The 24,464-nt window shown below is 41.5% G+C and carries 40 protein-coding genes and 1 rRNA gene; 2 read left to right on the top strand and 39 right to left on the bottom strand.

Translation table 11 applies throughout. The features are described 5' to 3' along the window. Positions 1 to 142 (bottom strand): 16S ribosomal RNA (locus tag NON16_RS20140); the annotation flags it as partial. Between the two features lie 302 nt (positions 143 to 444). After that, complete coding sequence (locus NON16_RS20135; RefSeq protein WP_257351211.1) at positions 445 to 669, bottom strand: hypothetical protein; 225 nt, start codon at positions 667 to 669, stop codon at positions 445 to 447. A gap of 143 nt (positions 670 to 812) precedes the next feature. Here NON16_RS20135 and pdaB point away from each other — a divergent pair, with 143 nt between their 5' ends. Continuing rightward, positions 813 to 1,577, top strand: coding sequence for a polysaccharide deacetylase family sporulation protein PdaB (gene pdaB / locus NON16_RS20130; RefSeq protein ID WP_257351210.1), 765 nt, complete (start codon positions 813 to 815; stop codon positions 1,575 to 1,577). A gap of 231 nt (positions 1,578 to 1,808) precedes the next feature. On the opposite strand, the gene NON16_RS20125 is transcribed toward pdaB, so the two are convergent. Further along, positions 1,809 to 2,393 carry a KinB-signaling pathway activation protein gene (locus tag NON16_RS20125; RefSeq protein WP_257351214.1) on the bottom strand — a complete coding sequence of 195 codons (585 nt, stop codon included), beginning with the start codon at positions 2,391 to 2,393 and terminating at the stop codon, positions 1,809 to 1,811. Between the two features lie 468 nt (positions 2,394 to 2,861). Here NON16_RS20125 and gerD point away from each other — a divergent pair, with 468 nt between their 5' ends. Continuing rightward, positions 2,862 to 3,494: a spore germination lipoprotein GerD gene (gene gerD / locus NON16_RS20120; RefSeq protein WP_257351209.1), complete on the top strand. Its 633-nt coding sequence runs from the start codon at positions 2,862 to 2,864 to the stop codon at positions 3,492 to 3,494. A gap of 112 nt (positions 3,495 to 3,606) precedes the next feature. Here the strand turns inward: gerD and NON16_RS20115 are convergent, their stop codons facing one another. From NON16_RS20115 to rplB, 36 genes are all read right to left on the bottom strand, one after another. Beyond that, positions 3,607 to 4,635 (bottom strand): Mrp/NBP35 family ATP-binding protein, encoded by a 1,029-nt coding sequence (locus NON16_RS20115; protein WP_257351208.1) that lies wholly within the window; start codon positions 4,633 to 4,635, stop codon positions 3,607 to 3,609. A gap of 144 nt (positions 4,636 to 4,779) precedes the next feature. Continuing rightward, positions 4,780 to 5,493, bottom strand: a complete 714-nt coding sequence (gene cwlD / locus NON16_RS20110; protein WP_372508851.1) for an N-acetylmuramoyl-L-alanine amidase CwlD — start codon at positions 5,491 to 5,493, stop codon at positions 4,780 to 4,782. A gap of 82 nt (positions 5,494 to 5,575) precedes the next feature. Beyond that, the gene (locus NON16_RS20105; protein WP_257351206.1) at positions 5,576 to 6,013 is read right to left on the bottom strand and encodes a YbaK family protein; all 438 of its coding nucleotides are present in this window, start codon (positions 6,011 to 6,013) and stop codon (positions 5,576 to 5,578) included. 387 nt (positions 6,014 to 6,400) lie between these two features. After that, on the bottom strand, positions 6,401 to 6,793 hold the full coding sequence (gene rpsI, locus NON16_RS20100; RefSeq protein WP_257351205.1) for a 30S ribosomal protein S9: 393 nt from the start codon (positions 6,791 to 6,793) through the stop codon (positions 6,401 to 6,403). Between the two features lie 19 nt (positions 6,794 to 6,812). After that, on the bottom strand, positions 6,813 to 7,268 hold the full coding sequence (rplM, locus tag NON16_RS20095) for a 50S ribosomal protein L13 (RefSeq protein WP_372508850.1): 456 nt from the start codon (positions 7,266 to 7,268) through the stop codon (positions 6,813 to 6,815). A gap of 396 nt (positions 7,269 to 7,664) precedes the next feature. Then, a complete protein-coding gene (gene truA, locus NON16_RS20090) occupies positions 7,665 to 8,402 on the bottom strand; it encodes a tRNA pseudouridine(38-40) synthase TruA (protein ID WP_257351203.1) in 738 nt (245 codons plus the stop codon). Positions 8,403 to 8,411: 9 nt separating this feature from the next. Then, positions 8,412 to 9,209 (bottom strand): energy-coupling factor transporter transmembrane component T family protein, encoded by a 798-nt coding sequence (locus NON16_RS20085; RefSeq protein WP_257351202.1) that lies wholly within the window; start codon positions 9,207 to 9,209, stop codon positions 8,412 to 8,414. Then, positions 9,206 to 10,072: an energy-coupling factor ABC transporter ATP-binding protein gene (locus NON16_RS20080; protein WP_257351201.1), complete on the bottom strand. Its 867-nt coding sequence runs from the start codon at positions 10,070 to 10,072 to the stop codon at positions 9,206 to 9,208. Before NON16_RS20080 ends, NON16_RS20085 begins: the two co-directional genes overlap by 4 nt. Next, the gene (locus NON16_RS20075; protein ID WP_257351200.1) at positions 10,048 to 10,887 is read right to left on the bottom strand and encodes an energy-coupling factor ABC transporter ATP-binding protein; all 840 of its coding nucleotides are present in this window, start codon (positions 10,885 to 10,887) and stop codon (positions 10,048 to 10,050) included. Before NON16_RS20075 ends, NON16_RS20080 begins: the two co-directional genes overlap by 25 nt. A 296-nt stretch (positions 10,888 to 11,183) precedes the next feature. Continuing rightward, the gene (gene rplQ, locus NON16_RS20070) at positions 11,184 to 11,546 is read right to left on the bottom strand and encodes a 50S ribosomal protein L17 (protein WP_257351199.1); all 363 of its coding nucleotides are present in this window, start codon (positions 11,544 to 11,546) and stop codon (positions 11,184 to 11,186) included. A gap of 44 nt (positions 11,547 to 11,590) precedes the next feature. Next, positions 11,591 to 12,535, bottom strand: coding sequence for a DNA-directed RNA polymerase subunit alpha (locus NON16_RS20065; RefSeq protein ID WP_257351198.1), 945 nt, complete (start codon positions 12,533 to 12,535; stop codon positions 11,591 to 11,593). A 183-nt stretch (positions 12,536 to 12,718) separates the two neighbouring features. Then, on the bottom strand, positions 12,719 to 13,114 hold the full coding sequence (rpsK, locus tag NON16_RS20060; RefSeq protein WP_257351197.1) for a 30S ribosomal protein S11: 396 nt from the start codon (positions 13,112 to 13,114) through the stop codon (positions 12,719 to 12,721). 18 nt (positions 13,115 to 13,132) lie between these two features. Then, on the bottom strand, positions 13,133 to 13,498 hold the full coding sequence (gene rpsM / locus NON16_RS20055) for a 30S ribosomal protein S13 (protein WP_257351196.1): 366 nt from the start codon (positions 13,496 to 13,498) through the stop codon (positions 13,133 to 13,135). Positions 13,499 to 13,517: 19 nt separating this feature from the next. Further along, positions 13,518 to 13,631, bottom strand: a complete 114-nt coding sequence (gene rpmJ / locus NON16_RS20050) for a 50S ribosomal protein L36 (protein ID WP_003322638.1) — start codon at positions 13,629 to 13,631, stop codon at positions 13,518 to 13,520. Between the two features lie 226 nt (positions 13,632 to 13,857). Next, the gene (gene infA, locus NON16_RS20045; RefSeq protein ID WP_257351195.1) at positions 13,858 to 14,076 is read right to left on the bottom strand and encodes a translation initiation factor IF-1; all 219 of its coding nucleotides are present in this window, start codon (positions 14,074 to 14,076) and stop codon (positions 13,858 to 13,860) included. Then, positions 14,069 to 14,389: a KOW domain-containing RNA-binding protein gene (locus tag NON16_RS20040; RefSeq protein WP_257351194.1), complete on the bottom strand. Its 321-nt coding sequence runs from the start codon at positions 14,387 to 14,389 to the stop codon at positions 14,069 to 14,071. The genes infA and NON16_RS20040 overlap by 8 nt, the downstream gene beginning before the upstream one ends. A 16-nt stretch (positions 14,390 to 14,405) precedes the next feature. Continuing rightward, positions 14,406 to 15,152, bottom strand: coding sequence for a type I methionyl aminopeptidase (gene map, locus NON16_RS20035; RefSeq protein WP_257351193.1), 747 nt, complete (start codon positions 15,150 to 15,152; stop codon positions 14,406 to 14,408). Beyond that, on the bottom strand, positions 15,152 to 15,802 hold the full coding sequence (locus NON16_RS20030; protein WP_257351192.1) for an adenylate kinase: 651 nt from the start codon (positions 15,800 to 15,802) through the stop codon (positions 15,152 to 15,154). The genes map and NON16_RS20030 overlap by 1 nt, the downstream gene beginning before the upstream one ends. 73 nt (positions 15,803 to 15,875) lie before the next feature. Continuing rightward, entirely contained in the window at positions 15,876 to 17,165 is a 1,290-nt protein-coding gene (gene secY / locus NON16_RS20025; protein WP_257351191.1) for a preprotein translocase subunit SecY, read from the bottom strand. After that, on the bottom strand, positions 17,165 to 17,605 hold the full coding sequence (rplO, locus tag NON16_RS20020) for a 50S ribosomal protein L15 (RefSeq protein ID WP_257351190.1): 441 nt from the start codon (positions 17,603 to 17,605) through the stop codon (positions 17,165 to 17,167). Before rplO ends, secY begins: the two co-directional genes overlap by 1 nt. A gap of 33 nt (positions 17,606 to 17,638) precedes the next feature. Further along, positions 17,639 to 17,827 carry a 50S ribosomal protein L30 gene (gene rpmD, locus NON16_RS20015; RefSeq protein WP_257351189.1) on the bottom strand — a complete coding sequence of 63 codons (189 nt, stop codon included), beginning with the start codon at positions 17,825 to 17,827 and terminating at the stop codon, positions 17,639 to 17,641. A 13-nt stretch (positions 17,828 to 17,840) separates the two neighbouring features. Beyond that, positions 17,841 to 18,341: a 30S ribosomal protein S5 gene (gene rpsE / locus NON16_RS20010; protein ID WP_257351188.1), complete on the bottom strand. Its 501-nt coding sequence runs from the start codon at positions 18,339 to 18,341 to the stop codon at positions 17,841 to 17,843. A gap of 18 nt (positions 18,342 to 18,359) precedes the next feature. Then, the gene (gene rplR, locus NON16_RS20005; protein ID WP_257351187.1) at positions 18,360 to 18,722 is read right to left on the bottom strand and encodes a 50S ribosomal protein L18; all 363 of its coding nucleotides are present in this window, start codon (positions 18,720 to 18,722) and stop codon (positions 18,360 to 18,362) included. 32 nt (positions 18,723 to 18,754) lie between these two features. Continuing rightward, complete coding sequence (rplF, locus tag NON16_RS20000; protein WP_257351186.1) at positions 18,755 to 19,294, bottom strand: 50S ribosomal protein L6; 540 nt, start codon at positions 19,292 to 19,294, stop codon at positions 18,755 to 18,757. A gap of 27 nt (positions 19,295 to 19,321) precedes the next feature. Continuing rightward, positions 19,322 to 19,720 carry a 30S ribosomal protein S8 gene (gene rpsH / locus NON16_RS19995; RefSeq protein ID WP_257351185.1) on the bottom strand — a complete coding sequence of 133 codons (399 nt, stop codon included), beginning with the start codon at positions 19,718 to 19,720 and terminating at the stop codon, positions 19,322 to 19,324. Positions 19,721 to 19,750: 30 nt separating this feature from the next. Next, positions 19,751 to 19,936, bottom strand: coding sequence for a type Z 30S ribosomal protein S14 (locus NON16_RS19990; RefSeq protein WP_257351184.1), 186 nt, complete (start codon positions 19,934 to 19,936; stop codon positions 19,751 to 19,753). Between the two features lie 19 nt (positions 19,937 to 19,955). Beyond that, on the bottom strand, positions 19,956 to 20,495 hold the full coding sequence (rplE, locus tag NON16_RS19985; RefSeq protein ID WP_257351183.1) for a 50S ribosomal protein L5: 540 nt from the start codon (positions 20,493 to 20,495) through the stop codon (positions 19,956 to 19,958). A 29-nt stretch (positions 20,496 to 20,524) separates the two neighbouring features. Further along, positions 20,525 to 20,836 carry a 50S ribosomal protein L24 gene (gene rplX, locus NON16_RS19980; RefSeq protein ID WP_257351213.1) on the bottom strand — a complete coding sequence of 104 codons (312 nt, stop codon included), beginning with the start codon at positions 20,834 to 20,836 and terminating at the stop codon, positions 20,525 to 20,527. A 54-nt stretch (positions 20,837 to 20,890) separates the two neighbouring features. Continuing rightward, positions 20,891 to 21,259 carry a 50S ribosomal protein L14 gene (gene rplN, locus NON16_RS19975; RefSeq protein WP_257351182.1) on the bottom strand — a complete coding sequence of 123 codons (369 nt, stop codon included), beginning with the start codon at positions 21,257 to 21,259 and terminating at the stop codon, positions 20,891 to 20,893. Positions 21,260 to 21,305: 46 nt separating this feature from the next. Beyond that, positions 21,306 to 21,569 (bottom strand): 30S ribosomal protein S17, encoded by a 264-nt coding sequence (rpsQ, locus tag NON16_RS19970; RefSeq protein WP_257351181.1) that lies wholly within the window; start codon positions 21,567 to 21,569, stop codon positions 21,306 to 21,308. Positions 21,570 to 21,590: 21 nt separating this feature from the next. Further along, positions 21,591 to 21,794, bottom strand: coding sequence for a 50S ribosomal protein L29 (gene rpmC / locus NON16_RS19965; protein ID WP_257351180.1), 204 nt, complete (start codon positions 21,792 to 21,794; stop codon positions 21,591 to 21,593). Then, positions 21,784 to 22,218 carry a 50S ribosomal protein L16 gene (gene rplP, locus NON16_RS19960; protein ID WP_257351179.1) on the bottom strand — a complete coding sequence of 145 codons (435 nt, stop codon included), beginning with the start codon at positions 22,216 to 22,218 and terminating at the stop codon, positions 21,784 to 21,786. Before rplP ends, rpmC begins: the two co-directional genes overlap by 11 nt. A 3-nt stretch (positions 22,219 to 22,221) precedes the next feature. Beyond that, the gene (rpsC, locus tag NON16_RS19955; RefSeq protein WP_257351178.1) at positions 22,222 to 22,881 is read right to left on the bottom strand and encodes a 30S ribosomal protein S3; all 660 of its coding nucleotides are present in this window, start codon (positions 22,879 to 22,881) and stop codon (positions 22,222 to 22,224) included. 3 nt (positions 22,882 to 22,884) lie between these two features. After that, a complete protein-coding gene (rplV, locus tag NON16_RS19950) occupies positions 22,885 to 23,226 on the bottom strand; it encodes a 50S ribosomal protein L22 (RefSeq protein ID WP_257351177.1) in 342 nt (113 codons plus the stop codon). A gap of 20 nt (positions 23,227 to 23,246) precedes the next feature. Next, positions 23,247 to 23,525 carry a 30S ribosomal protein S19 gene (gene rpsS, locus NON16_RS19945; protein WP_257351176.1) on the bottom strand — a complete coding sequence of 93 codons (279 nt, stop codon included), beginning with the start codon at positions 23,523 to 23,525 and terminating at the stop codon, positions 23,247 to 23,249. 97 nt (positions 23,526 to 23,622) lie between these two features. Next, complete coding sequence (gene rplB / locus NON16_RS19940) at positions 23,623 to 24,453, bottom strand: 50S ribosomal protein L2 (protein ID WP_257351175.1); 831 nt, start codon at positions 24,451 to 24,453, stop codon at positions 23,623 to 23,625. Positions 24,454 to 24,464: the final 11 nt, after the last annotated feature.

Genomic DNA, 24,464 nt, shown 5'->3' with positions numbered 1-24,464 from the left:
TCTTACAGGCAGGTTGCCCACGTGTTACTCACCCGTCCGCCGCTAACCGCTGAGGAGCAAGCTCCTCGTTGGTTCGCTCGACTTGCATGTATTAGGCACGCCGCCAGCGTTCGTCCTGAGCCAGGATCAAACTCTCCAATAAAGTGTTTGTGACGCGCACGGATGCGCTAACTTCGGTGTTGTCACAGGACGTGACGAACTTAGCCGAAGATCCTTAACTCATTTAAATAAAAAATTAATCAGGGTTCGTTAAAACCCGTTTCACGCTTGGCTTTTGTTCAGTTTTCAAAGAGCTTAAATTGTTAAAGTCGTTTTGAAGCGACCTAACTAATATATCATGTGCTAACATCCAAGTCAACAACTTTTTTTAAGATGTTTTTTTGAATTTTTTTAGCAACAGAAATTACTATATCAGGGTGGCGCGGCCCTGTCAATAACTTTTTCCTATTTATGATTCGAAATTCGTTGGCGCATATATTTAACACATTCAGCAGGGGTTGAGAAACGTTGAAGAACTCGAAAGACGAGTTGGTATCGCTCTTCCATCGCTCGTTTTATCAATCCTTCAATATGGCGATCCTCGAGGTCATGTGATAACTCTTCCAGCTCTTTTTTTAATACGTATTCCATTTCTTTTACTTCTTTTTCATTTAATAAAAACCCCAGCATGGAATCCATCCTTCACATTTTTTATATCCATTATCCCTTATTTTTTCCATTTTTATTCCAAACATTTTCGAGAGAGGTCTATCTTGTCCTACTTTGCATATACATGTGTATGTGTAAGCAGAAGTTGGACAGGAGGTGTGTCTATGAAGTTCTTTTGGATTATTAGCGGAAAGCGTTTTAAACAATATTTAATTATTTTCGTGGCATCATTTTTTGCTGCACTTATTGCATTTGTAGAGGGAAAGGATCTTGCTGTTTTTAACACAAAGGATGGAGAACCTAGAGCAATTTACAAGGCTGAAGCAAAAGGAAAGAAAATTGCTTTGACATTTGATGTTAGTTGGGGTGATAAGCGGATACACGAGATTCTTGATTTTCTGAAGAAGGAAAAAGTAAAGGATGTAACGTTCTTCCTTTCTGGGGAATGGGCTGAGCGGCACCCTGACATTGTAGAGGAAATTGTGAAGAACGGCCACGAAATTGGAAGCCTTGGATATCGCTATAAAAGTTATACTGGCATGGATGCTGATAAGGTTAAACGAGATATATTATTAGCCCAAGAAAAGATTAAAGAGGTTTCAGATCAAAAAACAGATTTATTAAGACCTCCGAATGGGCATTTTGATAAACAAGTGCTCAAGATTGCAGAAAAACTTGATTATACCATCGTTCATTGGAGTATCAATACACGCGATTGGAAAAACCCTGGTCCGGACAAAATTGCCGAAACAGTATTGTCACGAGCTGATAGTGGAGACATTGTTCTGTTACATGCTTCAGACTCAGTCAAGCATACGACGAAAGCACTTGAGACGATCGTTAGTGAACTCAGAAAAGATGGATATCAATTTGTGACCGTTGGTGAATTAATTGCAAATACGGAAAGCAAAAGTAAAGAAATAAAATAAGAAAAGCGCAAGCGCCCTGCTTAGCCACGAAGGTCACTGGAAGACCGACGAGGAGGCTGTTGCCGCCGCAGGAGGCCTGAAGTGATCCAAGTGGTTGGGCGCTGAAGCTGGACATTACATCCATGCCGCAAACTTTTATACTTTCTTAACGTGTAAGAAAAGCCAGGCGCATTAGTTAGTCGAAGTTAACGGCTGAAGTGACCCAGGTACGCAAAAAGGACTGATGAGATCTCAGTCCTTTTTCCTAATGAGGCGATGTAGAATAAGTACTTGCCACGTGTTACAAGCTAAAAGTGGTGCGATCGATAACCAAAGCCACAATGCATCACCTTGTTTTAACACCGGAATCCATTCAATTGTAGTTACCGCGACCATGAAAAATAATGTTGGAATAAATGCGCCTTTATTTGTTTCTTTCTTTTTAATAAAAGCAACAATTACACCAAAGGCAAGCAACGCTAAAGGTACAAGGATAAAATGAAGCAGTGGTGTTCCTGTATCATTAAACGCAATATATCTTAAATAAAACAGATCGAAAACAACAAAAGCAAGGATAAGGAGTTGTACCCAATTCCATAACTGAGCGGATTTGAAAATCCCTAGACCAAATCGATGTATAGTTAGAAAAGCAAAGTACCCCATTTGACTGATAATGCTAAAAATAAAGCCAAAGCCCAATAACCAAGCTAACATAACGAAGAAGCTTGTTCCCGCTTCAACATCCTGCCAGCGCATCAATACTCCCACAACGACTGAGCTAAGACCGCCAATTAATAATGTAGTGAAAAATAAGTAAACCCATTTTCGTATATTCACGGTTCGAATTTCCCCTTTAAACATAAGTTCAAAAAGTAGACGAATCAATAATCGAATAAGAAGTTCGACTAAAAACGTTACATCCTGTAACAACATCGAACTGACTCACATCGTGTGAGCCCAAGGCACGATAGCTTTGAGGAAGGCTACTAACTTGTATAACATCAATGCTGCCTTGCACCGAGGAAGCCTTCTTCGGTAGGATTACCTTGCAGACGCAGGTGCACAATGTTTATTCTTCGGAAGTATTGTATACCTTCTATGTCCTACGTGAGGACCAGAAAAGCCGAGTAACGCAGAAATTCGCCGTTTATTATTTGGATACTTTTTGAACATCCTCTTTAAATAAGTTCCGTTATGATTGTATCAATCCAGTCCTCAAAAAGCCAGTTTCCTTTATTTAGTCCGCATATTTGTCACATATTTCTCTAACGCTAAAGGTAAGTTTATTGAAAGGGGCAATCTAGGATGAAACACTGGGTGGTCGTCCTCATCATCTCCTTTGGCTATTTGTTTTTACAAGGGTGTACACCTGCCGAAGCAGAGGGCCAGGGAAGTTATGAAGAAACAAAGAAAATGCTGGTCGATCTTTTAAAATCAGATGATGGTAAAAAAGCGATTAAGGAAGTTCTAACAGATGAAAAGATAAAACAACAGGTTGTAATGGACCAAGCTTTTGTTAAAAAAACAATCGAAGAAACATTAACATCCAAAAAAGGGCAGGAATTTTGGAGTAAATTAATGAAAGACCCAAAATTTGTTGAAGCCCTGGCAAAAAGTATGAAAAGTCAAAATGAAGAATTAATGAAATCAATGATAGATGACCCTGAGTATCGGAAAAAGCTGATGGAGGTTATGAAAGATCCCCAAATGCAAAAGGAAGTCATGGACTTATTGACTTCTCAAGAATTCCGGGAGCAACAGAAAAAGGTCATGATGGAGACATTTGAAAGTCCACTTGTAAAAGCTCAGATTTCTGAAATGGTAAAAAAGGCTGTACAAGAAGAATTAAAAAGCGGGGATGCTTTAAAGAAAGAGGGAAAACAACAAGAACAGGATCAAGGAGGCGGCGGCCAAGGTCAGGATCCAGGCCAACAGTAATAATGGATTCTTACAACTTGCCCTTGCAGAAAGATAAAACCAGGCGTTTTCAACGAAGTTCGTTGGAGAGCCTGGTTTTTATAATAAAATAAGTATAAAATTCTCGATAATATTATTTACCAACTTTTTCGATAATTTTGTGTGCGATTTGCTTATAGATTTCTCCAATTCTTGAGCCATCGCGATAGACAGAAGGAGCGAAATCTTCTTCATGCATTGCAGGCTGTCCGAGTGGAATTCTACCGAGAACTTCTGTTTGCAACTCATCCGCAAGCTTATCTCCGCCGCCTTTTCCGAATACATATTCTTTCTCTCCAGTTGTTTCACTTTCGAAGTAAGCCATATTTTCGATGACACCCAACACCTCATGTTCTGTTTTTAGAGCCATAGCACCCGCACGAGCTGCAACAAATGCTGCAGTAGGGTGAGGTGTCGTTACAATGATTTCTTTGCTTTGTGGAAGCATCTTATGGACATCGAGGGCTACATCTCCTGTGCCGGGTGGTAAGTCTAATATCAAGTAGTCGAGGTCTCCCCATTCGATATCATTAAAAAAATTCGTAAGCATTTTACCAAGCATTGGCCCCCGCCAAATGACAGGTGCATTGTCTTCTACGAAAAATGCCATAGAGATCACTTTTACGCCTAAACGTTCAACAGGAAAAATTTGCTCACCAACTACACGTGGTCGTTCTGCTATCCCCATCATATCCGGTACACTGAATCCATAAATATCCGCATCAATAAGTCCGACTTTCTTTCCTGCATTAGCTAGTGAAGTAGCTAGGTTAACTGAAACCGTTGATTTACCAACTCCGCCTTTACCGCTGGCAACAGCAATAAACGTCGTGGATTCGGTCGACTGGTCTTCCCCGCTTAAGGTTTGTTCTTGACCATTATCCTGCCGCTGTTCAAATCGAAGACCGACTGATTCAACACCCGCACTTTTTAATTCATTTACGATTTGTTGTTGCAATTGCATCTGTTCAGGTGAATTGGCTTGAGCAATAGCAATCTTAAGACTTACGTAGTTTTCCTTTACCTTCATCTCTGTAATACTGTTCGCATCAACAATACTTTTATGTAAAAATGGCTCTTGAATAGGTTTTAAAATTTCGAGTATACGTTCCTCTGATAACAAGATCCAACACCATCCTTTATATAATTCTCTGCATTCCTTAGTATAACACAAGGGTGAAACAGGGTCAGGTACCACACATAGCACTGCTGTTTCAAGAAGTTTGAATAGGGAAGACCCACAAAAGAAGGAAAAACCTATACGTAATTATTCGGTTTCTGATCCCTCAAGGGTTTCCTTAGCATAATACCGAAGAATTCCTTGGTAGATGGAGGCTGCGATTTTATTTTGATACAGTTCGGATTTCAGAAGCTCACGTTCATTTGGATTCGATAGAAAACCTACCTCAACTAGTGCCCCAGGGATTTCTGCGGTTTTTACCATGTAAACATTACTGATTGGCTTTGCTTCTCGGGTTGTGTTTTCCAGATTACGGCGAATTTCTGACTGAATAAACTTCGCAACCTTCTCATTATCTTCCATTGCAGGATTATAAAAAACTTGAGCACCATACCATTTAGGAGAAGGGATTGCATTTAAGTGTATACTTATGAACAAATCTCCTCCGGATGTATTAATAATTTCTGCTCTCTTTTTCAAGTCTTCTGTCTTTCGATTTCGAAGACGTTTTGTGTCTTCATTAGCAAGGTCCTTGTCAGTTTCCCTAGTCATAAGAACAAGTGCCCCTGCCTGTTGCAAGTAATCCCTCAGTTTTACTGATATTTTCAAGGCAACATCCTTCTCCAATATATCTCCCTTTCCGACTGCTCCACCATCCAAACCACCGTGGCCTGCATCCAACACAATAATGTTTCCCGTTAACGGAAGATTCCATGTCGACCAGGAATGATCCGATGTTAATTGATGTTGAATTACATACACTAAAAGACCGGCACATAATCCGATCAGACCCCATTGCATCCACCTTTTCACCTTTTTCCCTCCCACTTCCCATTCCTTGTACATATGTATGGGACAGGTAGGGGAAATATACCACTAACTGTCAATGTAGTCGCATTTTATAACGACGCTGTCCTTTTTCAAAACCTTCACGCCACCAGCGTTGCACAAATGCGTCACAACACGTCTGAAGGGATAAATGAACTTCATCCGGTGCATAACTCCAAAATTGCCAGTATTCATATAATGTATCAATTAAACGCTTTTCAGCTTGCTCACTTCTCTGTTTAATGCTTTCGATTGATTCACCATGATAACCGAAGCGACTGAATTCAGCACCTAACAAAAACGCCTCAATAGCAATATCAATACTTGTGTCTTGAATTTCGTCTTGAAATAACAAACTATATTGGAAAAATGGAGTAAACAAATTTGTGAATTCTGTTTTCAACCCATTTAATGATAATTCTCTCAGTACTTTTCGTTCAAAAGTTATCCGTTTTTTATATTGTTTTTCACGAAAAGTGGTGATTACATTCATTCGTTTCGCCTCCTCATCCATTAGTGTTCAACAGCAAAATCGAATCATACTATGGCAACTTTGGTAAAAGACTGTATGTATATGTGAGGAACTCAAAGCAAAACTAAATTAAGAAAAACGGAAGCGCCCGTTTAGGTGTGATAAAGAAAACTTTGGTAAACGCCAAGCTTTTTTAGCGATTACCTTAGTTGCACTTATGCTTTAGTGCAAGCACTGGAGATTCTGTAACATAACACGCTTTTTGTGTTTGTGGAAGAATCGAAGCGACCTCGAACACCTGGGCGCTGAAGCTAGACATCGCTTCTATGCAGCAAATTTTTATACTTTTTTTACGTAAAAAAAAAGCCCTGGTTGCTGTAACCAGAGCTTTTGAATATAAATATTTGATTAACGCTTTGAGAATTGTGGAGCACGACGAGCGCCCTTAAGTCCGTACTTCTTACGTTCTTTCATACGTGCATCACGAGTTAGGAAGCCTGCACTTTTAAGGGAAGCACGTAATTCTGGATCTACTTGTAATAGTGCACGAGCTATACCGTGACGAATCGCACCAGCTTGGCCAGTGTATCCACCGCCGTCAACATTAACGAGAATATCATATTTACCTTCAGTTTCCGTTAGTACGAGCGGCTGTTTTGAAATAACTTTTAATGTTTCTAGTCCGAAAAATTCATCTAGATTACGACCGTTTACGATAAAACGTCCATCACCAGGTACAAGACGTACACGAGCAACAGAGTGCTTACGACGACCGGTTCCGTAATATTGTACTTGAGCCAAGTTAAACCCTCCTTATTATTTATCCGCGAAGTTCATAGTTTTCAGGACTTTGTGCTTGATGTGGATGTTCATTTGCAGCATACACATGAAGCTTTTTGATCATTTGACGTCCAAGGCTGTTCTTAGGAAGCATTCCTTTAATAGCAAGTTCAAGCATTTTCTCAGGACGCTTGTCACGCATTTCCTGTGCTGTTCTTGTTCTAAGTCCGCCTGGGTGTCCAGTGTGACGGTGATAAAGCTTGTCAGAAAGCTTCTTCCCAGTCAATACGATTTCACCAGCATTTAAAATAATGACATGGTCACCAGTATCAACATGTGGTGTAAAAATCGGCTTGTGTTTACCACGAAGAATGGAAGCTACCTCTGTAGAAAGACGACCAAGTGTTTTACCTGAAGCGTCTACTACATACCATTTACGTTTCATTTCTTTCGGCTTTGCCATATAGGTACGCAATTCATTTCCCTCCTGTTTCATTCCGTTACAAATCATCTATTTGTTGTACGATTCGTTACTTTCAAAGTTTTCAACGATTTCCAAATCCGGGGCTGTGGATTTTAGAAATACCAAAGAACATCATATTACATATAGACAACGATGTCAAGTGTGTCGTCTGTATTAATCCTATTATTATTCTTTAACTTGTAATTGTACTAGTAGTGCGTGTTCAAAAAGGAGGATAAAAAGAGCCGAGAAGTTCGAGGCGCGAAAGTCTTGAGGACCGGAGCGTATGCTATTAATACGTGAGGACCGAAGAGATCGAGCACAAGAATATTCTACGGAAGCAGTGCCTCGCACGCCGGAAAAGTGTACTACTTTTCCAAGGAACGAAGAAATTCGACAGCTATTATTACCGGACTTTTTGAACAACCTCTAGTAAGACACTCTCCAAAGGTAAAGGCCCTGTGCATGAGCAGTCTTTCCAGCAATATCGCGGTTCTTTGCTTCAATTATTTCAGGAATGTCACTCACTGCGATTCGACCGCTTCCGACTGCTAAAATAGTACCAACGATAATTCGCACCATGTTGTACAAAAACCCGCTCCCCGTTACAATTACTACTAGCTCGTCCTCTATTTCAACTAGATCCAGCTTGTAAATCGTTCGAATATAATCTTTTACTTTCGCTTTTCTTGAGCAAAACGAAGTAAAGTCATACGTCCCAATAAAATAACCTGTTGCAGCTCTCATCGACTCGATGTCAAGCTCATACGGAATATGATACACATAATTCCGCCTAAACACATCAGCTCGTTTGTTTATTAAAATCCGGTAGCGATATTCTTTTTCCACAACATCGAAACGTGAGTGAAAGTCCGGGTTAACCTCTTCAATTGATTGTATGCGAACATCACCGGGTAGTTGAGCATTCAATGCTCGAGGCCATGCAGATGTCGCTATCGTCAACGACGTATCAAAATGAAAAACCTGCCCAACTGCATGCACCCCAGCATCTGTACGTCCAGATGCAGTCGTCGTTACTTCTTCCCCTTTATGAATCCGTTGAAGTACCCTCTCAAGTTCACCTTGGACAGTCCGTTGGTTAGGCTGTACCTGATAACCAGAAAAACCTGTTCCATCGTAGCTTATAATGCCACGCATCCGCTTCATACGTCACCTCTAAGATCTAAAGATTACTAATGCTACAATTAATACGCCCATGCTAAACAGACAAAAGCTGTCTCGCATTTTCCATTGTAAAAGTCTGAGCTTCGTTCTCCCTTCACCGCCTCGATAACCTCGTGCTTCCATCGCAAGAGCCAGATCTTCTGCCCGTTTAAAAGCACTAATAAACAGCGGAATGAGAAGTGGCACAAACGCTTTAATTCGTTGTTGTATTGGCCCACTGGAAAATTCAGCACCTCTAGCAGATTGAGCTTTCATGATCTTCTCTGTTTCCTGCATAAGCGTCGGAATAAAGCGTAGCGAGATCGACATCATCAATGCGAATTCATGAACAGGGAATTTCAAACGCTTTAAAGGTGCCAACAAATTCTCTAACCCATCCGTAATATCGATAGGGGTTGTCGTTAAAGTAAGCAGTGATGTCAATAAAATCAAAAAGAATAACCGAAAAGCAATAAAGACCCCTTTCACAAGACCACCTTCATGTATCTTAGCCCAACCTAAATCAAGTAAAACAGGGCCTTCCTTCGTCATAAACAAATGTAAAATGACAGTAAAAAGCACGATCCAAAAAATAGGCTTCAAACCTTTTAATAAATAGGAAAAAGGCACTTTAGATATTGCAGCAGTTCCAATTGTGAAAATCCCTAGAAGGCTATAACTTAGCCAATTGTTTGCAAGAAAAACAATAAGAACGAAAATAAAAACTGCAATCAGTTTAGAACGGGGGTCCATACGATGGATGAGGGAGTCCGCAGGTATATATTGACCGATAATCACATTTTGCATCATGGTGTTGTTCCCACCTTTAAAATGCTACGAACGACCTCGACAACCTCTTCAACAGTAAAAGCTTTGGGCAACTTTATATTGAATTGTTTTTCAAGCGCTTTTATAAACTGGATCGCTTCAGGTACATCAAGTCCGATCTCGTGTAATTTCTCTTTCTGCTGAAAAATTTCAGCGGGTTTCCCTTGCATGTAGATCGATCCTCTAGCCATGACAACAATTTGTTCTGCATACCGTGCAGCATCCTCCATACTGTGTGTAACAAGGATGATCGTAATCTTCTTCTGTTCACGAAGTGTTGCAAATAACTCCATCATTTCTTTTTGTCCACTCGGATCAAGACCTGCAGTCGGCTCATCTAAAATTAACACGTCAGGTTCCATTGCGAGAACACCTGCAATAGCCACACGCCGCATTTGCCCTCCACTTAATTCAAAAGGTGAACGTTGCAAGAACTCTTCGTTAAGTCCGACAAGTTGCAATGTCTCCTTCGCCTTTCTCTTTGCCTTCTGTTCACTCGCACCAAAATTACGGGGTCCGAAACATATATCCTTTTCAATCGTCTCCTCAAACAACTGGTGTTCAGGGTATTGAAATACCATGCCGACACGTTTACGAACATCTCGTAGCCGTTTCGCCTTTTCATCGGATCGTATAGTTGTTTCCCCTGCATAAACAGATCCACTAGTTGGTTTTAAAAGGCCGTTCAAATGTTGAATGAGTGTCGATTTCCCTGATCCTGTATGACCGATTATTGCATAGAAACTTCCTGAGGGAATCTTAATTGAAACATCGTAAAGAGCACGTCGTTCCATCGGGGTTCCTTTGTTATATAAATGGCTTACTTGCTCTGTCGATAATTCCATAACGCTTCCACCAATTCTGTTTGGGTTAGGGTCGGCACATTTAATTCATAGCCTGCCTCTTTTAATTTCTCCTGAATGCTTAGGGCGAATGGTAGCTCTAGTCCTGCATCCCTTAAAAGTTCAGGATGTTGGAATACTTCCCTCGGAGGGCCTGACTGAACAATCCTTCCTTGCTTCATGACTATCATTCGATCAGACTGGATCGCTTCTTCTAAATCATGTGTAATTGATAATACAGTGATTCCATCCTGTTTATTTAACTCCTGAATGGTTTTGAGGACCTCCTTCCTCCCTCTAGGATCCAGCATGCTTGTAGCTTCATCCAGAATAATGACAGAAGGCTTTTGTGCAAGAACTCCTGCAATTGCGATACGTTGCTTTTGACCTCCAGAAAGCTGATGAGGCTCCTGGTCTTCATAACCGAGCATCTGTACTCTTGATAAACTTTCTTCGATACGTCGAATCATTTCTTCCCTCGGAACTCCGTTGTTCTCAAGCCCAAAAGCAACGTCATCCTTAACCGTTGTCCCCACAAACTGATTATCTGGATTTTGAAAAACCATTCCAACGCGCCTGCGAATTTCCCATAAATCGTTCTCGCGACTCGTTTGAAAAGGACCAATTTCAATCGCACCTGCATCAGGGATTAGAAGTCCGTTTAATAGTTTAGCCAATGTTGATTTTCCAGATCCGTTATGCCCAGCAACTGCAAGCCATTCGCCTTGTTTTATTGTTAAGTTCATGTCTGATAGTCGGTTCGGGCCGTTATCCTCGTACCGAAATGATACATTAGTAACATTAATAATGTCAGTCATAGCAATCCTCCTCTCTACTCCTCTTTTCTCTGCTATAGTTCTTACCATTGCTCTACCTGTATCCTCGTTGTTTTGACCATAATTCCGCCCGTAGCCAATATTTAGCTTCTTAACGTGTAAAAATAGCGCATGTGCCCCTGTTTTAGGTGCGACAAGCGCTAGAAAGAGATTGTCTCCAAACAAGGCTCTTTATTTTTCTTTCTAAACGTGCGAAAAAAGGGCACAGAAGCAGTATCTCTAAAGATTCTGTCCCGCCCTTTTCGTCGATGTTATTTTGCACGTTATCTTTGTTCCGATTAAACTAACTCAATAATAACCATTGGTGCACCATCGCCGCGGCGAGGACCAATCTTCTGAATGCGAGTATATCCACCTTGGCGTTCTTCAAAACGTGGAGCAAGATCACTGAAAAGCTTTTGAATTGCATCCTGACCAGTCTCTTCGTCTGCTACTTCATTACGAACGAAAGCAGCCGCTTGACGACGAGCATGAAGGTCACCACGTTTGCCAAGTGTAATCATCTTCTCAACAACGGAACGAAGCTCTTTTGCTTTTGCCTCTGTTGTTTCAATACGTTCGTTAATGATCAAATCTGTTGCTAAATCACGGAGTAAAGCTTTTCGTGCAGATGATACACGACCTAACTTTTGGTAAGCCATGAGAGGTCCCTCCTTTTTTGTTTATTCTTTATCTATCTGTTTTTTTATTCTTCATCACGTAAGCCGAGTCCAAGCTCTTCTAACTTTTCTTGAACTTCCTCGAGTGACTTCTTACCGAGGTTACGAACTTTCATCATATCTTCTTCAGACTTTTGAGCAAGTTCCTGAACTGTGTTGATACCTGCCCGTTTCAAACAATTGTAAGAACGTACAGAGAGATCAAGTTCCTCGATTGTCATCTCTAACACTTTTTCTTTTTGATCTTCTTCCTTTTCAACCATGATCTCAGCTTTTTGAGCCTGATCCGTTAAACCAACGAAGATATTCAAGTGCTCTGTAACAATTTTCGCCCCAAGGGAAACGGCCTCTTCAGGTCGAATACTACCATCTGTCCAAACATCAAGGGTTAGCTTGTCATAGTTTGTCACTTGACCGATACGGGTGTTTTCAACTTGATAGTTTACACGGGTAACTGGTGTGAAGATTGAGTCGATTGGAATGACACCAATCGCTTGCTCTTCTGTTTTATTACCTTCAGCCGGAACATATCCTCTACCACGTTTAGCAGTAATTTTCACCTGAAAATGAGCATCCTTTGATAGAGTAGCGATATGAAGATCAGGGTTTAACACTTCGACGTCACTATCATGTGTGATGTCAGCAGCAGTTACTACTCCATCACCTTGGACATCGATTTCAAGCGTTTTTTCTTCCTCAGAATAAATTTTCAGTGCGAGCTTTTTCAAGCTTAAGATAATGGTAGTAACGTCCTCTACAACACCATCAATCGTTGAAAATTCATGCAAGACTCCGTTAATTTGAACAGAAGTCGCTGCAGCTCCTGGAAGAGAAGACAACAAAATACGACGCAAGGAGTTGCCCAGCGTGATGCCGTATCCACGCTCTAGAGGTTCAACAACAAACTTCCCGTACGCGGCATCGTCGCTGATCTCTACCGTTTCAATTCTTGGCTTTTCGATTTCAATCATTCAACAAAACCCTCCTTCAAAACGTCGAACCCCGGTTAGACCCCGTCGATCTAACCGAAATCCCTTAATAGGTAGTCCGATTAATAACCTATTAGTAAGCGTTGCTCGATAAACCTTCATTCATAACCATTATAGACAGGTTTCCAAATTTAATACTTCAGAATTACGAGAATCCCTCAGTTATTATACACGACGACGTTTTGGCGGACGGCATCCATTATGAGGCACTGGTGTCACATCATGGATTGCAGTTACTTCTAATCCTACTGCTTGAAGTGCCCGAATTGCTGCTTCTCGTCCTGCTCCAGGGCCCTTTACAGAAACCTCGAGAGTTTTCATTCCATGTTCCATTGCTGTTTTTCCAGCTGATTCAGCAGCCATCTGTGCAGCATATGGAGTTGACTTACGGGAGCCTTTAAATCCAAGGTTTCCGGAAGAAGCCCAAGATATTGCGTTTCCGTGTGTGTCAGTAATCGTAACGATCGTGTTATTGAACGTTGAACGGATATGTGCTACTCCACTATCAATATTCTTTTTTACACGACGCTTACGGGTATTGGTTTTACGTTGTTTAGCCATATGAGTATACCTCCCTTACTATTTCTTCTTATTCGCTACTGTACGACGTGGACCTTTACGTGTACGAGAATTGTTCTTCGTATTTTGACCGCGAACTGGAAGACCACGACGGTGACGGATACCTCTGTAGCTTCCGATTTCAATTAGACGCTTAATGTTAAGGGATACTTCACGACGAAGATCACCTTCAACTTTAAAGCGGTCAACGATTTCACGGATTTTTGTCAACTCTTCTTCAGTAAGATCTCTTACGCGAGTCTCTTCAGAAACACCAGCTTCAGCAAGAACTTGTTGAGCTGTAGTTTTACCGATTCCATAGACATATGTTAGTGAAATGACAACTCGTTTGTCACGAGGGATATCGATTCCTGCAATACGTGCCATTTATATGCACCTCCTGTCCTTAACCTTGTTTTTGTTTATGCTTCGGGTTTTCACAGATTACCATAACGGTTCCTTTACGGCGAATAACTTTACATTTTTCACAGATTGGTTTGACTGATGGTCTTACCTTCATTCTAAATACCTCCTTATGCCACGGACTTGCTCATAGGATGTGAGTCAGTTCAGCGGTTGTAAAGCGACGTACGCTTCCTGATGAACTTCATCAGCTATTCACAAGACGTGAAATAGGTAATCGAAAATCCTATTGAGCGAGGCACTTTCAATTGAAATTAACCGTTTCACTCACTACAGTGTTGACAGGTTCTTCTACCTGCAAACACATTTTGATAGCGAATGTCTTACTTATACCGATACGTGATTCTACCCCGTGTTAGATCATACGGAGACAATTCTACGGTAACTTTATCGCCTGGCAGAATACGAATATAGTGCATACGAATCTTACCAGAAACGTGAGCTAATATTTTATGACCGTTTTCAAGCTCAACTCGAAACATCGCATTCGGCAGCGGTTCGAGAACGGTTCCTTCTACCTCAATTACATCTTCCTTAGCCATCGATTTGTTCTCCCTTCTCAAGCAACTCAGCTTGATCATTCAAGAATTTCGACACGGCGAAACGCAATTTACCGTTTGTTACACGTCCTGTTTCATCGATGCTTCGCTTAACTTCCGGCGAAATATATTGAAACAGCTCTAGATGATTAATGTTCTTCTTTTTTGCCCGGTCATATTTTCGTCTATCACCGTCAGCGATGAGGATGAATTTATCATCCACAATACTTACAATAATACTAATCTGACCAGCGTCCCGTCCACGCAATATTTGAACCATTTGCCCAACTTGCGGTATTGGCTCGGATTCACTCACCATTTATCACCTTCACTTAGGCTTTTGTTAAAATTTCGAATCCACCTTCGACAATTGCAATGGTATGCTCGAAATGTGCACAGCTTTTACCATCCTGCGTAACGACAGTCCAGTTATCTGCTAATGTTCGAACATATCGCGATCCTGCGTTTACCATCGGCTCAACAGCAAGAACCATTCCTGGCTTTAGCCTTGGTCCTTTACCTGGCGGTCCAAAATGCGGGATTTGTGGGTCCTCGTGTAAATTTTGTCCGACACCGTGGCCGACGTATTCTCGTACGACCGAAAATCCTTCTGCTTCAACATACGATTGAATCGCATGAGAGATATTCGTAAGCCTTTCGGCAGGCTTCGCTTCTGCAAGACCTTTGTATAACGATTGTTCAGTGACCTCTAAAAGATGCTGGTTTTCATCGGAAATTTCACCGACACCGTAAGTCCAAGCTGAATCTCCATGATAACCGTTATACTTAGCTCCGATATCAATGGAAATGATGTCCCCTTCTTTCAGCACCTTTTTACCTGGAATTCCATGAACAAGTTCTTCATTTACTGAAGCGCAAATACTTCCTTTAAAACCATTATATCCTTTAAAAGAAGGAATTGCATCGTAGTTGCGAATGAACTTTTCTGCGATCGAATCAAGCTCTTTCGTCGTAATTCCTGGCGTAATATGCTTCTGAAGCTCCTGATGGGTTAGAGCAACGATCTTTCCAGCTTCACGCATGATGTCAATTTCCCGAGATGTTTTACTAATGATCATTACCTTAACCCTCCGAAGAGTTGGTCGATGTCATTGAAGACCTTCTTAATATCTTGGTTTCCATCAATATTACGTAGATAGCCTTTTTCTGCATAAAACGCAAGTAATGGCTTCGATTGTTCAATATTGACTTCAAGTCTTGTTTTGACCGTTTTTTCATTATCATCTTCACGCTGATAAAGCTCTCCGCCGCACTTATCACAGACACCTTCGTTTTCAGGTGGGTTAAACATCACGTGATAAGTTGCTCCACATTGTTTGCAGATTCGACGGCCTGTTAATCGTTCCATCAACTGTTCTTTATCAACATCAATATTTAAAACATAGTTGATCGAACGATTCATTTCAGAAAGAATTTTCTCCAGCGCTTCGGCCTGTGCTACCGTTCTAGGAAACCCATCAAGCAAGAACCCATTTTGACAATCGGATTTGCCCAATCGTTCATTGACGATCCCAATCGTAACATTGTCTGGAACTAAATTTCCTGCATCCATAAAGGATTTCGCCTTTAGTCCTAGATCCGTACCCTCTTTAATTGCGGCACGAAACATGTCACCTGTTGAGATATGGGGGATACCATATTTGTCAACGATCCTCTCAGCCTGAGTTCCTTTTCCGGCACCTGGCAGACCCATGAGTACTAGATTCATCTAATCCCTCCATACGTCCCAAACGTACGTTGTAAAGAGACAGGGGAATTCACATTGTTTCCCCGGTTTCTTTTTATTTAATAAAGCCCTTATAATGACGCTTAATTAGTTGGCTTTCAATTTGCTTCATCGTATCCAATGCAACACCTACTACAATCAGTAAGCTCGTTCCGCCAATCTGAAGTGCTTGAGGAAGGTTCGCAATTTGAATGAAAAAGATAGGCAAGATTGAGACAACTGCCAAGAATAATGCACCAACGAAGGTAAGACGGTAAAGAATACGGATAATGTACTTTTCTGTATTCTTCCCAGGACGAATTCCTGGAATGTACCCCCCTTGCTTCTGCAAGTTCTCAGCCATTTGCTCTGGATTTACTTGGATGAATGTATAGAAATACGTAAATCCAATTATTAATGCTGCATATATAGCCATACCAACAGGAGTAGTATAATCAAATGCTGTTGTAATAAAGCGGGTCACAGCATTTTCATCGAAGAAACCAGCCACAGTTCCTGGTGCGATCATCAATGAGATCGCAAAGATAACCGGGATGACTCCTGCTGCGTTAACTTTAATCGGTAAGTGTGTTTGTTGACCACCAACCGGCTTATTGTTTACCACACGCTTTGCATATTGGATTGGAATCTTACGTAAGCCTTGTTGCACAAAGATTACGAAGACCGTTAATGCTAGTACTGCAAGAAGAATCAAGAGTACTTTTACAATTCCAATAAAAAGGGTTTGTTCTGCTCCTTCAAACTGTTGGGCATAAAACTGATTCACTGCCCCAGGGATTGCCGCAACAATACCTGCAAAGATTAGGATTGATATACCATTCCCGATACCTTTAGCAGTAATCTGCTCACCCAACCACATTAGAAAAGCAGTTCCTGCGGTTAAAACTAGAGCGATTAATAAGTAAGTTTGAATGCTAGGGTTTGGAATCAACCCAGGAAATAAGTTATTAAACCCGATTGACATTCCAATTGCCTGAATAAACCCAAGTCCAATCGTACCGTAGCGAGTAAACTGTGTAAGCTTACGCCGTCCAACCTCACCCTGCTTTGACCACTCAGTGAACTTCGGTACAACATCCATCTGTAGCAATTGTACGATAATGGATGCTGTAATGTATGGCATAATCCCCATCGCAAAGATTGAATAGTTCTGCAGGGCGCCACCACCGAATGTATTTAGAAATCCAAATACACTCATTTGATTTTGAAAGTCTAGTACATTTTTGTCTACATTCGGAACAGGGATAAACGTACCGAGCCGAAAGATGACAAGTATAGCCAAGGTGAAAAGTACTTTGTTTCGTATATCACTTACGCGCATAATATTGGAGACTGTACGGAACATTACATCACCTCGGTTTTTCCGCCTGCTGCTTCGATTGCTTCTTTAGCAGACGCAGAAAACTTATGAGCTTTAACCGTTACTTTGGTTTCCAGCTTACCATTTCCTAGGATCTTAACTCCATTTCTTAACTTACTGATCACACCTGTTTCAAGGAGTAATTCAGGAGTTACTTCTGTTCCTTCTTCAAAACGGTTAAGCTTTTCTACGTTCACAACTGCGTATTCAACACGAGTTGGATTTGTAAAACCGCGTTTTGGTAAACGTCTTGCAAGTGGGTTTTGACCACCTTCAAACCCAGGTCTTACTCCACCGCCTGAGCGTGAGTTTTGCCCTTTATGGCCTCTTCCACTTGTCTTACCATTACCAGAACCAATTCCACGTCCAACACGATTACGGTTGCTACGAGAACCTTCAGATGGTTTTAATTCATGAAGTTTCATTATCGGCACCTCCTCATGGATTATATCGTATTATTACGCATCAATTTCTTTAACAGTCACAAGGTGTGATACTTTCCCGACCATACCACGAATTGCTGCGTTGTCTTGATGTACGACTGTTTGGTGCATCTTACGTAAACCTAGTGTCTTTACAGTAACACGTTGGTTTTCTGGACGACCAATGATACTACGAGTAAGGGTGACTTCTAATTTCTTAGCCATTTAAAATCCCCCCTTAACCTAATAGTTCTTTTACTGATTTGCCACGTAATTTCGCAACGTCTTCAGCTCTTTTTAGATTTTCAAGTCCACTAATTGTAGCACGAACCATATTGATTGGATTGTTTGATCCTAATGATTTGGATAGGATATCACCAATTCCAGCTAATTCTAGTACCGCACGTACAGGTCCTCCAGCAATAACTCCTGTACCCTCAGATGCAGGTTTCAAGAAAACTTTCCCCGCTCCGTAGCGTCCAGTAATCTGGTGTGGAAGAGTTGTACCTACGATTGGAACATTAACTAAGTTCTTCTTCGCATCTTCAATTGCCTTACGGATTGCTTCAGGTACTTCTTGAGCTTTTCCTGTACCGAAACCGACATGGCCGTTCTTGTCTCCAACTACCACAACCGCAGCAAAGCGAAAGCGACGTCCACCTTTAACAACCTTTGCAACGCGGTTTACAGTAACAACACGTTCTTCAAGTTCTAGTTTATTTGGGTCGATTCGACGCATGATTTGTCCCTCCTTCTATTAAAATTGTAGTCCTGCTTCACGGGCCGCATCTGCCAACGCTTGAATGCGTCCATGATATAGATAACCGCCTCGGTCGAACACTACTTCTTTATGTCCAGCTTCAACTGCTCGCTTCGCGAGTGTTTCGCCGACTTTTTTTGCTGCTTCAACGTTTCCACCGTTCTCCACATCTACGTTTGAGTCTAATGTAGAAGCAGATAATAACGTTACTCCGTTTGTATCATCGATTAACTGTGCATAAATGTGCTTCGATGAACGAAATACGTTCAAGCGAGGACGTTCTGCTGTTCCGAAAATATTACGGCGAACACGAGCGTGTCTCTTTTTACGCGAAACATTTTTATCAGGCTTTGTAATCATCCTACGCCACTCCTTTCCGCAATCTTACGTTCCTATTTACCAGTTTTACCTTCTTTACGACGAACATATTCTCCTTCGTAACGAATACCTTTACCCTTGTATGGTTCAGGAAGACGTACAGAACGAATATTCGCTGCTACGGCACCAACACGTTCTTTATCGATACCTTTTACGATTACTTTTGTATTTGCAGGTACTTCGATATCAATTCCTGACTCAGGAACGATCTCAACCGGATGAGAGTAACCTACGTTCAAAACAAGCTTGTTTCCAGTCTTGTTTGCACGGTACCCTACCCCAACTAGTTCAAGAGACTTTTGATATCCGTTCGATACACCTTCAATCATATTCCCGATCAAGCTAGCAGTTGTTCCGTGAAGAGCTTTGTGTTCCTTGTGTTCGCTTGGACGCTCAACAAGTACTTGTTTTTCTTCAATCTTAATTTTCATATCAGGGCTAAACGAACGAGTTAACTCACCCTTAGATCCTTTTACTGTTACAACGTTGCCGTCTTTGATGTCGACCGTTACGCCGTTTGGAATATCAAGTGGTTTGTTTCCAATACGAGACATTCAGCTGCACCTCCATTCTTCTTTCGATTACCAAACGTATGCTAAGACTTCTCCGCCGACTTGCTGTTGGCGAGCATCTTTATCTGTCATAATACCTTTTGAAGTTGATACAAGTGCGATTCCGAGTCCACCGAGGACACGCGGCACTTCGTATGCTTTTGCATAGACACGCAGGCCAGGCTTACTGATTCTCTTAAGTCCTGTAATAACACGATCTTGGTTTACACCATACTTCAAGAAAATACGAATAACACCTTGCTTACTATCTTCAATAAACTCTACGTCACGTACAAAACCTTCGCTTTTAAGGATTTCTGCAATTTCTCTTTTTAGCTTGGATGCAGGAACCTCGAGTTTATCGTGACCTACAGTGTTTGCATTACGAATACGAGTTAACATATCTGCAATTGGATCTGTCATAACCATTATTAATTACCTCCTTCCCGACAATGGGGTTTACCAGCTAGCTTTTTTGACGCCAGGGATTTGACCTTTATATGCAAGTTCGCGGAAACAAATTCTGCAAAGCTTAAATTTACGAATAACGGAATGCGGACGTCCACAGCGTTCACAACGAGTATACTCTTGTACCTGGAACTTCTGCTTACGTTTTTGTTTAGCGATCATTGATTTTTTCGCCACAGTATTCCCTCCTTTGGCTCTATTTTTGGAATGGCATACCTACTTGAAGTAGTAGTTCACGAGCCTCTTCATCGGTGTTCGATGTTGTAACGATTACAATATCCATACCTCGAACCTTGTTGACCTTATCATAATCGATCTCTGGGAAGATAAGTTGTTCTTTGACACCAAGTGTGTAATTTCCACGACCGTCAAAGGACTTCTTAGATACACCGCGGAAGTCACGTACACGTGGTAATGAAACGCTGATCAACTTGTCTAGGAATTCGTACATACGCTCACCGCGTAATGTTACCTTCGCCCCAATTGGCATTCCTTCACGAAGCTTAAATCCTGCGATAGATTTTTTCGCTTTCGTGATGACAGGTTTTTGACCAGAGATTTCCGTTAACTCCTCAACAGCAGTGTCAAGGACCTTTGCATTGGATACTGCATCACCAACACCCATGTTGACTACAATCTTTTCGATTTTTGGTACTTGCATCACAGATGTATAGTTAAACTTCTCAACGAGAGAAGGAACGATTTCTTTTCTGTATCTTTCTTGTAGACGATTCATTCTTGGTAACCTCCTTTCAACAATAATGCTTATTTATCAAGAGCTTCTCCGGATTTTTTAGCAATACGTACTTTCTTTCCGTCCTCTTCTTTATAACCTACTCGTGTAGGTTCACCGGATTTTGGATCGATTGCCATAACATTAGAAGCATGAATTGGTGCTTCTACGTTTAGGATTCCACCTTGTGGATTATCTTGGGAAGGCTTAGCGTGCTTTTTAACAACGTTAATTCCTTCAACGATAACACGGTTTTGTTTCGGTAATGCTTGAAGGATTTCTCCTTGCTTTCCTTTGTCCTTACCAGAAATTACTTGAACCTTATCGCCTTTTTTCACGTGCATTTTAGGCATAGCGACTTGCGCACCTCCTTACAAGACCAAGCTTGAATTCAATTTTTAAAGTACCTCTGGTGCTAAAGAAACGATTTTCATAAACTGGTTGTCACGTAATTCACGTGCAACAGGTCCGAAAATACGAGTCCCTCTTGGGCTCTTGTCGTCCTTTACGATGACTGCTGCGTTTTCGTCAAAGCGGATATATGAACCATCTGGGCGATGTACACCACGCTTGGAGCGCACAATAACTGCTCTAACAACGTCACCCTTCTTAACAACGCCACCTGGTGTTGCGGATTTGACAGAACAGACGATCATGTCACCAACATTGGCATACTTACGGCCAGATCCACCAAGTACCTTAATGGTCAATAGTTCACGAGCTCCAGAGTTGTCAGCTACCTTTAAACGTGATTCTTGTTGAATCATTTACGAGTACCTCCTTTCGGACTGAAGATATCGATCCGAACTTATATTAGATAATAATTGATTCTTCTACAACTTCTACTAATCGGAAGCGCTTATCTTTCGATAATGGACGTGTTTCCATAATTCTTACAACGTCTCCCATTTTAGCAGTGTTGTTTTCATCATGTGCCTTTAACTTTTTAGAGTACTTCACACGCTTACCGTACAATTTATCAGTTTTATAAGTTTCAACTAGTACAGTGATTGTTTTATCCATTTTGTCGGATACAACTTTACCAACATATACTTTACGCTGATTGCGTTCGCTCATTTTTTAAGTCCTCCCTTCAATTTAAGCGTTCGTAATTCCTAGCTCACGTTCATGCAAAACAGTTTTTGCACGTGCAATGGCTTTACGGACCTCACGAATGCGGGCAGGGTTCTCTAATTGACCAGTTGCTAATTGAAAGCGAAGGTTGAATAGCTCTTCTTTAAGAGTTTTAACGTTCTGTTCGATTTCTGCAGTGGTTAAGTTACGGAAATCATTAGCTTTCATTTGTGTCACCACCCACTTCTTCGCGTTTTACAAATTTTGTTCTAATTGGCAGCTTATGAGACGCAAGACGAAGTGCTTCTCTCGCAACTTCCTCAGGAACCCCAGCGATTTCAAACATAATTTTCCCAGGCTTAACTACAGCGACCCATCCTTCTGGTGCACCTTTACCGGAACCCATTCGCACCTCTAATGGCTTAGCTGTGTAGGGCTTAGAAGGGAAAATTTTAATCCAGACTTTACCGCCACGCTTCATGTAACGCGTCATCGCGATACGTGCAGCTTCAATCTGACGGTTTGTGATCCAAGACGCTTCAATAGCTTGTAAACCGTATTCACCAAAAGCAATTTCTTGACCACCTTTTGCGCGTCCACGCATCTTGCCACGGTGTTCTCTACGATATTTCACACGTTTTGGTAACAACATAATTTATTTTCCTCCTTCCCCTTGTCTCGTTCCTTTCGTTGGAAGGACTTCACCACGATAAATCCACACTTTAACACCGATTTTACCGAAAGTAGTGTCTGCTTCAGCAGTTCCATAGTCGATATCTGCACGAAGTGTGTGAAGCGGTACAGTTCCTTCACTGTAGGATTCTGAACGAGCAATATCTGCACCGTTTAGACGACCAGATACTTCTGTTTTAATCCCTTTTGCTCCTGCACGCATTGCACGTTGAATCGTTTGTTTCATTGCACGACGGAACGCGATACGATTTTCGAGTTGGCGAGCAATATTATCTGCAACAAGCTTAGCATTAAGATCTGCTTGTTTAACTTCAAAAATGTTCACATGAACTCTTTTACCTGTAAGGTCGTTTAGTGCTTTACGAAGCGATTCGACTTCAGAACCACCTTTACCGATGACCATACCAGGTTTAGCTGTCTTAATAGTGATATTTACTCGATTGGCTGCACGTTCAATCTCAACCTGAGAAACTGCAGCATCCTTCAAACGGCTTTCAATGTATTCACGAATTTTGATGTCTTCATGTAGTAGATCTGCGTAATCTTTGTCTGCGTACCATTTAGATTCCCAGTCACGAATAACACCAACACGAAGTCCTACTGGATTTACTTTTTGACCCACGAATTATCCCTCCTTCTTTTCTGAAACTACGATCGTAATGTGACTTGTGCGCTTGTTGATGCGGCTTGCACGGCCCATAGCCCGTGGACGGAAACGTTTCATTGTAACACCTTCATCAACGAATGCAGTTTTTACAATAAGATTGTTTGGTTCCATTTCATAATTGTGCTCTGCGTTTGCGATAGCAGAATTAAGCACTTTTTCAACGATTGGAGATGCTGCCTTCGGTGTATGACGCAAGATCGCAATCGCTTCTCCAACTGCCTTTCCTCGAATGAGATCGATGATTAGGCGAGCTTTACGAGGAGCAATTCGAATCTGTTTTGCAACAGCTTTAGCTTCCATTCGTAGTACCTCCTCTCTGGTTAACGTCTTGTTTTCTTATCATCAGCTGCGTGACCTTTGTATGTGCGCGATGGTGCAAATTCACCAAGCTTGTGTCCGACCATGTCTTCAGTCACATACACTGGTACGTGCTTTCGCCCGTCATAAACGGCAATAGTGTGTCCGATAAAATCAGGGAAAATTGTAGAACGACGAGACCAGGTTTTAATAACCTTCTTGTCATTGCCTTCGTTAAGACCTTCTACCTTTTTCATTAAGTGATCATCCACGAAAGGTCCCTTTTTCAAACTACGACCCATGTTTGTACCTCCCTTCGTACTGACTCATAAGTGCCTGACACCCTCTGATTGTAAGCACCTAGAGGCAGGTCTGACACTTTGATTTTGAGTCAATGCGTTATTTTTTACGACGACGAACAATATATTTGTCACTTGGCTTATTCTTCTTACGAGTCTTGTAACCAAGTGTAGGTTTGCCCCATGGGGACATTGGTGATTTACGTCCGATTGGTGCACGTCCTTCACCACCACCGTGTGGGTGATCGTTAGGGTTCATAACAGACCCACGAACAGTTGGGCGTTTGCCTAACCAGCGGGAACGTCCTGCTTTACCAATGTTAATAAGTTCATGTTCAAGATTCCCTACTTGACCGATAGTTGCGCGGCAAGTTAATAGAATCATACGAGTTTCACCAGAACGTAAACGTACGAGTGCATAACGTTCTTCTTTACCAAGAAGCTGTGCTTCAGCTCCAGCTGAACGTACGAGCTGTCCACCTCGACCAGGTTGTAACTCGATATTATGAATCGTAGTACCTACTGGGATGTTTGCGATAGGTAATGCGTTTCCAGGCTTAATGTCTGCATCAGTACCAGACATGATTTCTTGATCTACTTTCATTCCTTTAGTAGCAAGAATGTAACGCTTTTCACCATCAGCATAATGGATAAGTGCGATGTTTGCAGAACGGTTTGGATCATATTCGATCGTAGCAACGCGTCCTGGTATTCCATCTTTATCACGTTTAAAGTCAATGATACGATACTTACGTTTGTGTCCGCCACCTTGATGGCGAGTAGTGATTCGTCCCTGATTGTTACGTCCCGCTTTTTTACTCAGCGGTGCTAATAACGACTTTTCGGGCTGATCTGTTGTTAGTTCACTAAAATCTGATGCCGTCATATTACGACGACCGTTTGTAGTTGGCTTAAACTTTTTGATAGCCATTTACCTGTCCC

Source organism: Pseudalkalibacillus decolorationis (assembly GCF_024609785.1).
GTDB classification, from domain to species: Bacteria; Bacillota; Bacilli; order Bacillales; family Fictibacillaceae; genus Pseudalkalibacillus; species Pseudalkalibacillus decolorationis.
This window is presented reverse-complemented; position numbering and strand designations above follow the sequence as displayed.

Coding starts and splice junctions, on each gene's coding strand:
- NON16_RS20135 (WP_257351211.1), bottom strand. CDS start 669: ATGCTGGGGTTTTTATTAAATGAAAAAGAAGTAAAAGAAATGGAATAC.
- pdaB (WP_257351210.1), top strand. CDS start 813: ATGAAGTTCTTTTGGATTATTAGCGGAAAGCGTTTTAAACAATATTTA.
- gerD (WP_257351209.1), top strand. CDS start 2,862: ATGAAACACTGGGTGGTCGTCCTCATCATCTCCTTTGGCTATTTGTTT.
- cwlD (WP_372508851.1), bottom strand. CDS start 5,493: ATGCAATGGGGTCTGATCGGATTATGTGCCGGTCTTTTAGTGTATGTA.
- NON16_RS20105 (WP_257351206.1), bottom strand. CDS start 6,013: ATGAATGTAATCACCACTTTTCGTGAAAAACAATATAAAAAACGGATA.
- rplM (WP_372508850.1), bottom strand. CDS start 7,268: ATGAAACAGGAGGGAAATGAATTGCGTACCTATATGGCAAAGCCGAAA.
- truA (WP_257351203.1), bottom strand. CDS start 8,402: ATGAAGCGGATGCGTGGCATTATAAGCTACGATGGAACAGGTTTTTCT.
- NON16_RS20085 (WP_257351202.1), bottom strand. CDS start 9,209: ATGATGCAAAATGTGATTATCGGTCAATATATACCTGCGGACTCCCTC.
- NON16_RS20080 (WP_257351201.1), bottom strand. CDS start 10,072: ATGGAATTATCGACAGAGCAAGTAAGCCATTTATATAACAAAGGAACC.
- NON16_RS20075 (WP_257351200.1), bottom strand. CDS start 10,887: ATGACTGACATTATTAATGTTACTAATGTATCATTTCGGTACGAGGAT.
- rplQ (WP_257351199.1), bottom strand. CDS start 11,546: ATGGCTTACCAAAAGTTAGGTCGTGTATCATCTGCACGAAAAGCTTTA.
- NON16_RS20065 (WP_257351198.1), bottom strand. CDS start 12,535: ATGATTGAAATCGAAAAGCCAAGAATTGAAACGGTAGAGATCAGCGAC.
- rpsK (WP_257351197.1), bottom strand. CDS start 13,114: ATGGCTAAACAACGTAAAACCAATACCCGTAAGCGTCGTGTAAAAAAG.
- rpsM (WP_257351196.1), bottom strand. CDS start 13,498: ATGGCACGTATTGCAGGAATCGATATCCCTCGTGACAAACGAGTTGTC.
- rpmJ (WP_003322638.1), bottom strand. CDS start 13,631: ATGAAGGTAAGACCATCAGTCAAACCAATCTGTGAAAAATGTAAAGTT.
- infA (WP_257351195.1), bottom strand. CDS start 14,076: ATGGCTAAGGAAGATGTAATTGAGGTAGAAGGAACCGTTCTCGAACCG.
- map (WP_257351193.1), bottom strand. CDS start 15,152: ATGATCATTAGTAAAACATCTCGGGAAATTGACATCATGCGTGAAGCT.
- NON16_RS20030 (WP_257351192.1), bottom strand. CDS start 15,802: ATGAATCTAGTACTCATGGGTCTGCCAGGTGCCGGAAAAGGAACTCAG.
- secY (WP_257351191.1), bottom strand. CDS start 17,165: ATGTTCCGTACAGTCTCCAATATTATGCGCGTAAGTGATATACGAAAC.
- rplO (WP_257351190.1), bottom strand. CDS start 17,605: ATGAAACTTCATGAATTAAAACCATCTGAAGGTTCTCGTAGCAACCGT.
- rpmD (WP_257351189.1), bottom strand. CDS start 17,827: ATGGCTAAGAAATTAGAAGTCACCCTTACTCGTAGTATCATTGGTCGT.
- rpsE (WP_257351188.1), bottom strand. CDS start 18,341: ATGCGTCGAATCGACCCAAATAAACTAGAACTTGAAGAACGTGTTGTT.
- rplR (WP_257351187.1), bottom strand. CDS start 18,722: ATGATTACAAAGCCTGATAAAAATGTTTCGCGTAAAAAGAGACACGCT.
- rplF (WP_257351186.1), bottom strand. CDS start 19,294: ATGTCTCGTATTGGAAACAAACCACTTGATATTCCAAACGGCGTAACG.
- rpsH (WP_257351185.1), bottom strand. CDS start 19,720: ATGGTTATGACAGATCCAATTGCAGATATGTTAACTCGTATTCGTAAT.
- rplE (WP_257351183.1), bottom strand. CDS start 20,495: ATGAATCGTCTACAAGAAAGATACAGAAAAGAAATCGTTCCTTCTCTC.
- rplX (WP_257351213.1), bottom strand. CDS start 20,836: ATGCACGTGAAAAAAGGCGATAAGGTTCAAGTAATTTCTGGTAAGGAC.
- rplN (WP_257351182.1), bottom strand. CDS start 21,259: ATGATTCAACAAGAATCACGTTTAAAGGTAGCTGACAACTCTGGAGCT.
- rpsQ (WP_257351181.1), bottom strand. CDS start 21,569: ATGAGCGAACGCAATCAGCGTAAAGTATATGTTGGTAAAGTTGTATCC.
- rpmC (WP_257351180.1), bottom strand. CDS start 21,794: ATGAAAGCTAATGATTTCCGTAACTTAACCACTGCAGAAATCGAACAG.
- rplP (WP_257351179.1), bottom strand. CDS start 22,218: ATGTTGTTACCAAAACGTGTGAAATATCGTAGAGAACACCGTGGCAAG.
- rplV (WP_257351177.1), bottom strand. CDS start 23,226: ATGGAAGCTAAAGCTGTTGCAAAACAGATTCGAATTGCTCCTCGTAAA.
- rpsS (WP_257351176.1), bottom strand. CDS start 23,525: ATGGGTCGTAGTTTGAAAAAGGGACCTTTCGTGGATGATCACTTAATG.
- rplB (WP_257351175.1), bottom strand. CDS start 24,453: ATGGCTATCAAAAAGTTTAAGCCAACTACAAACGGTCGTCGTAATATG.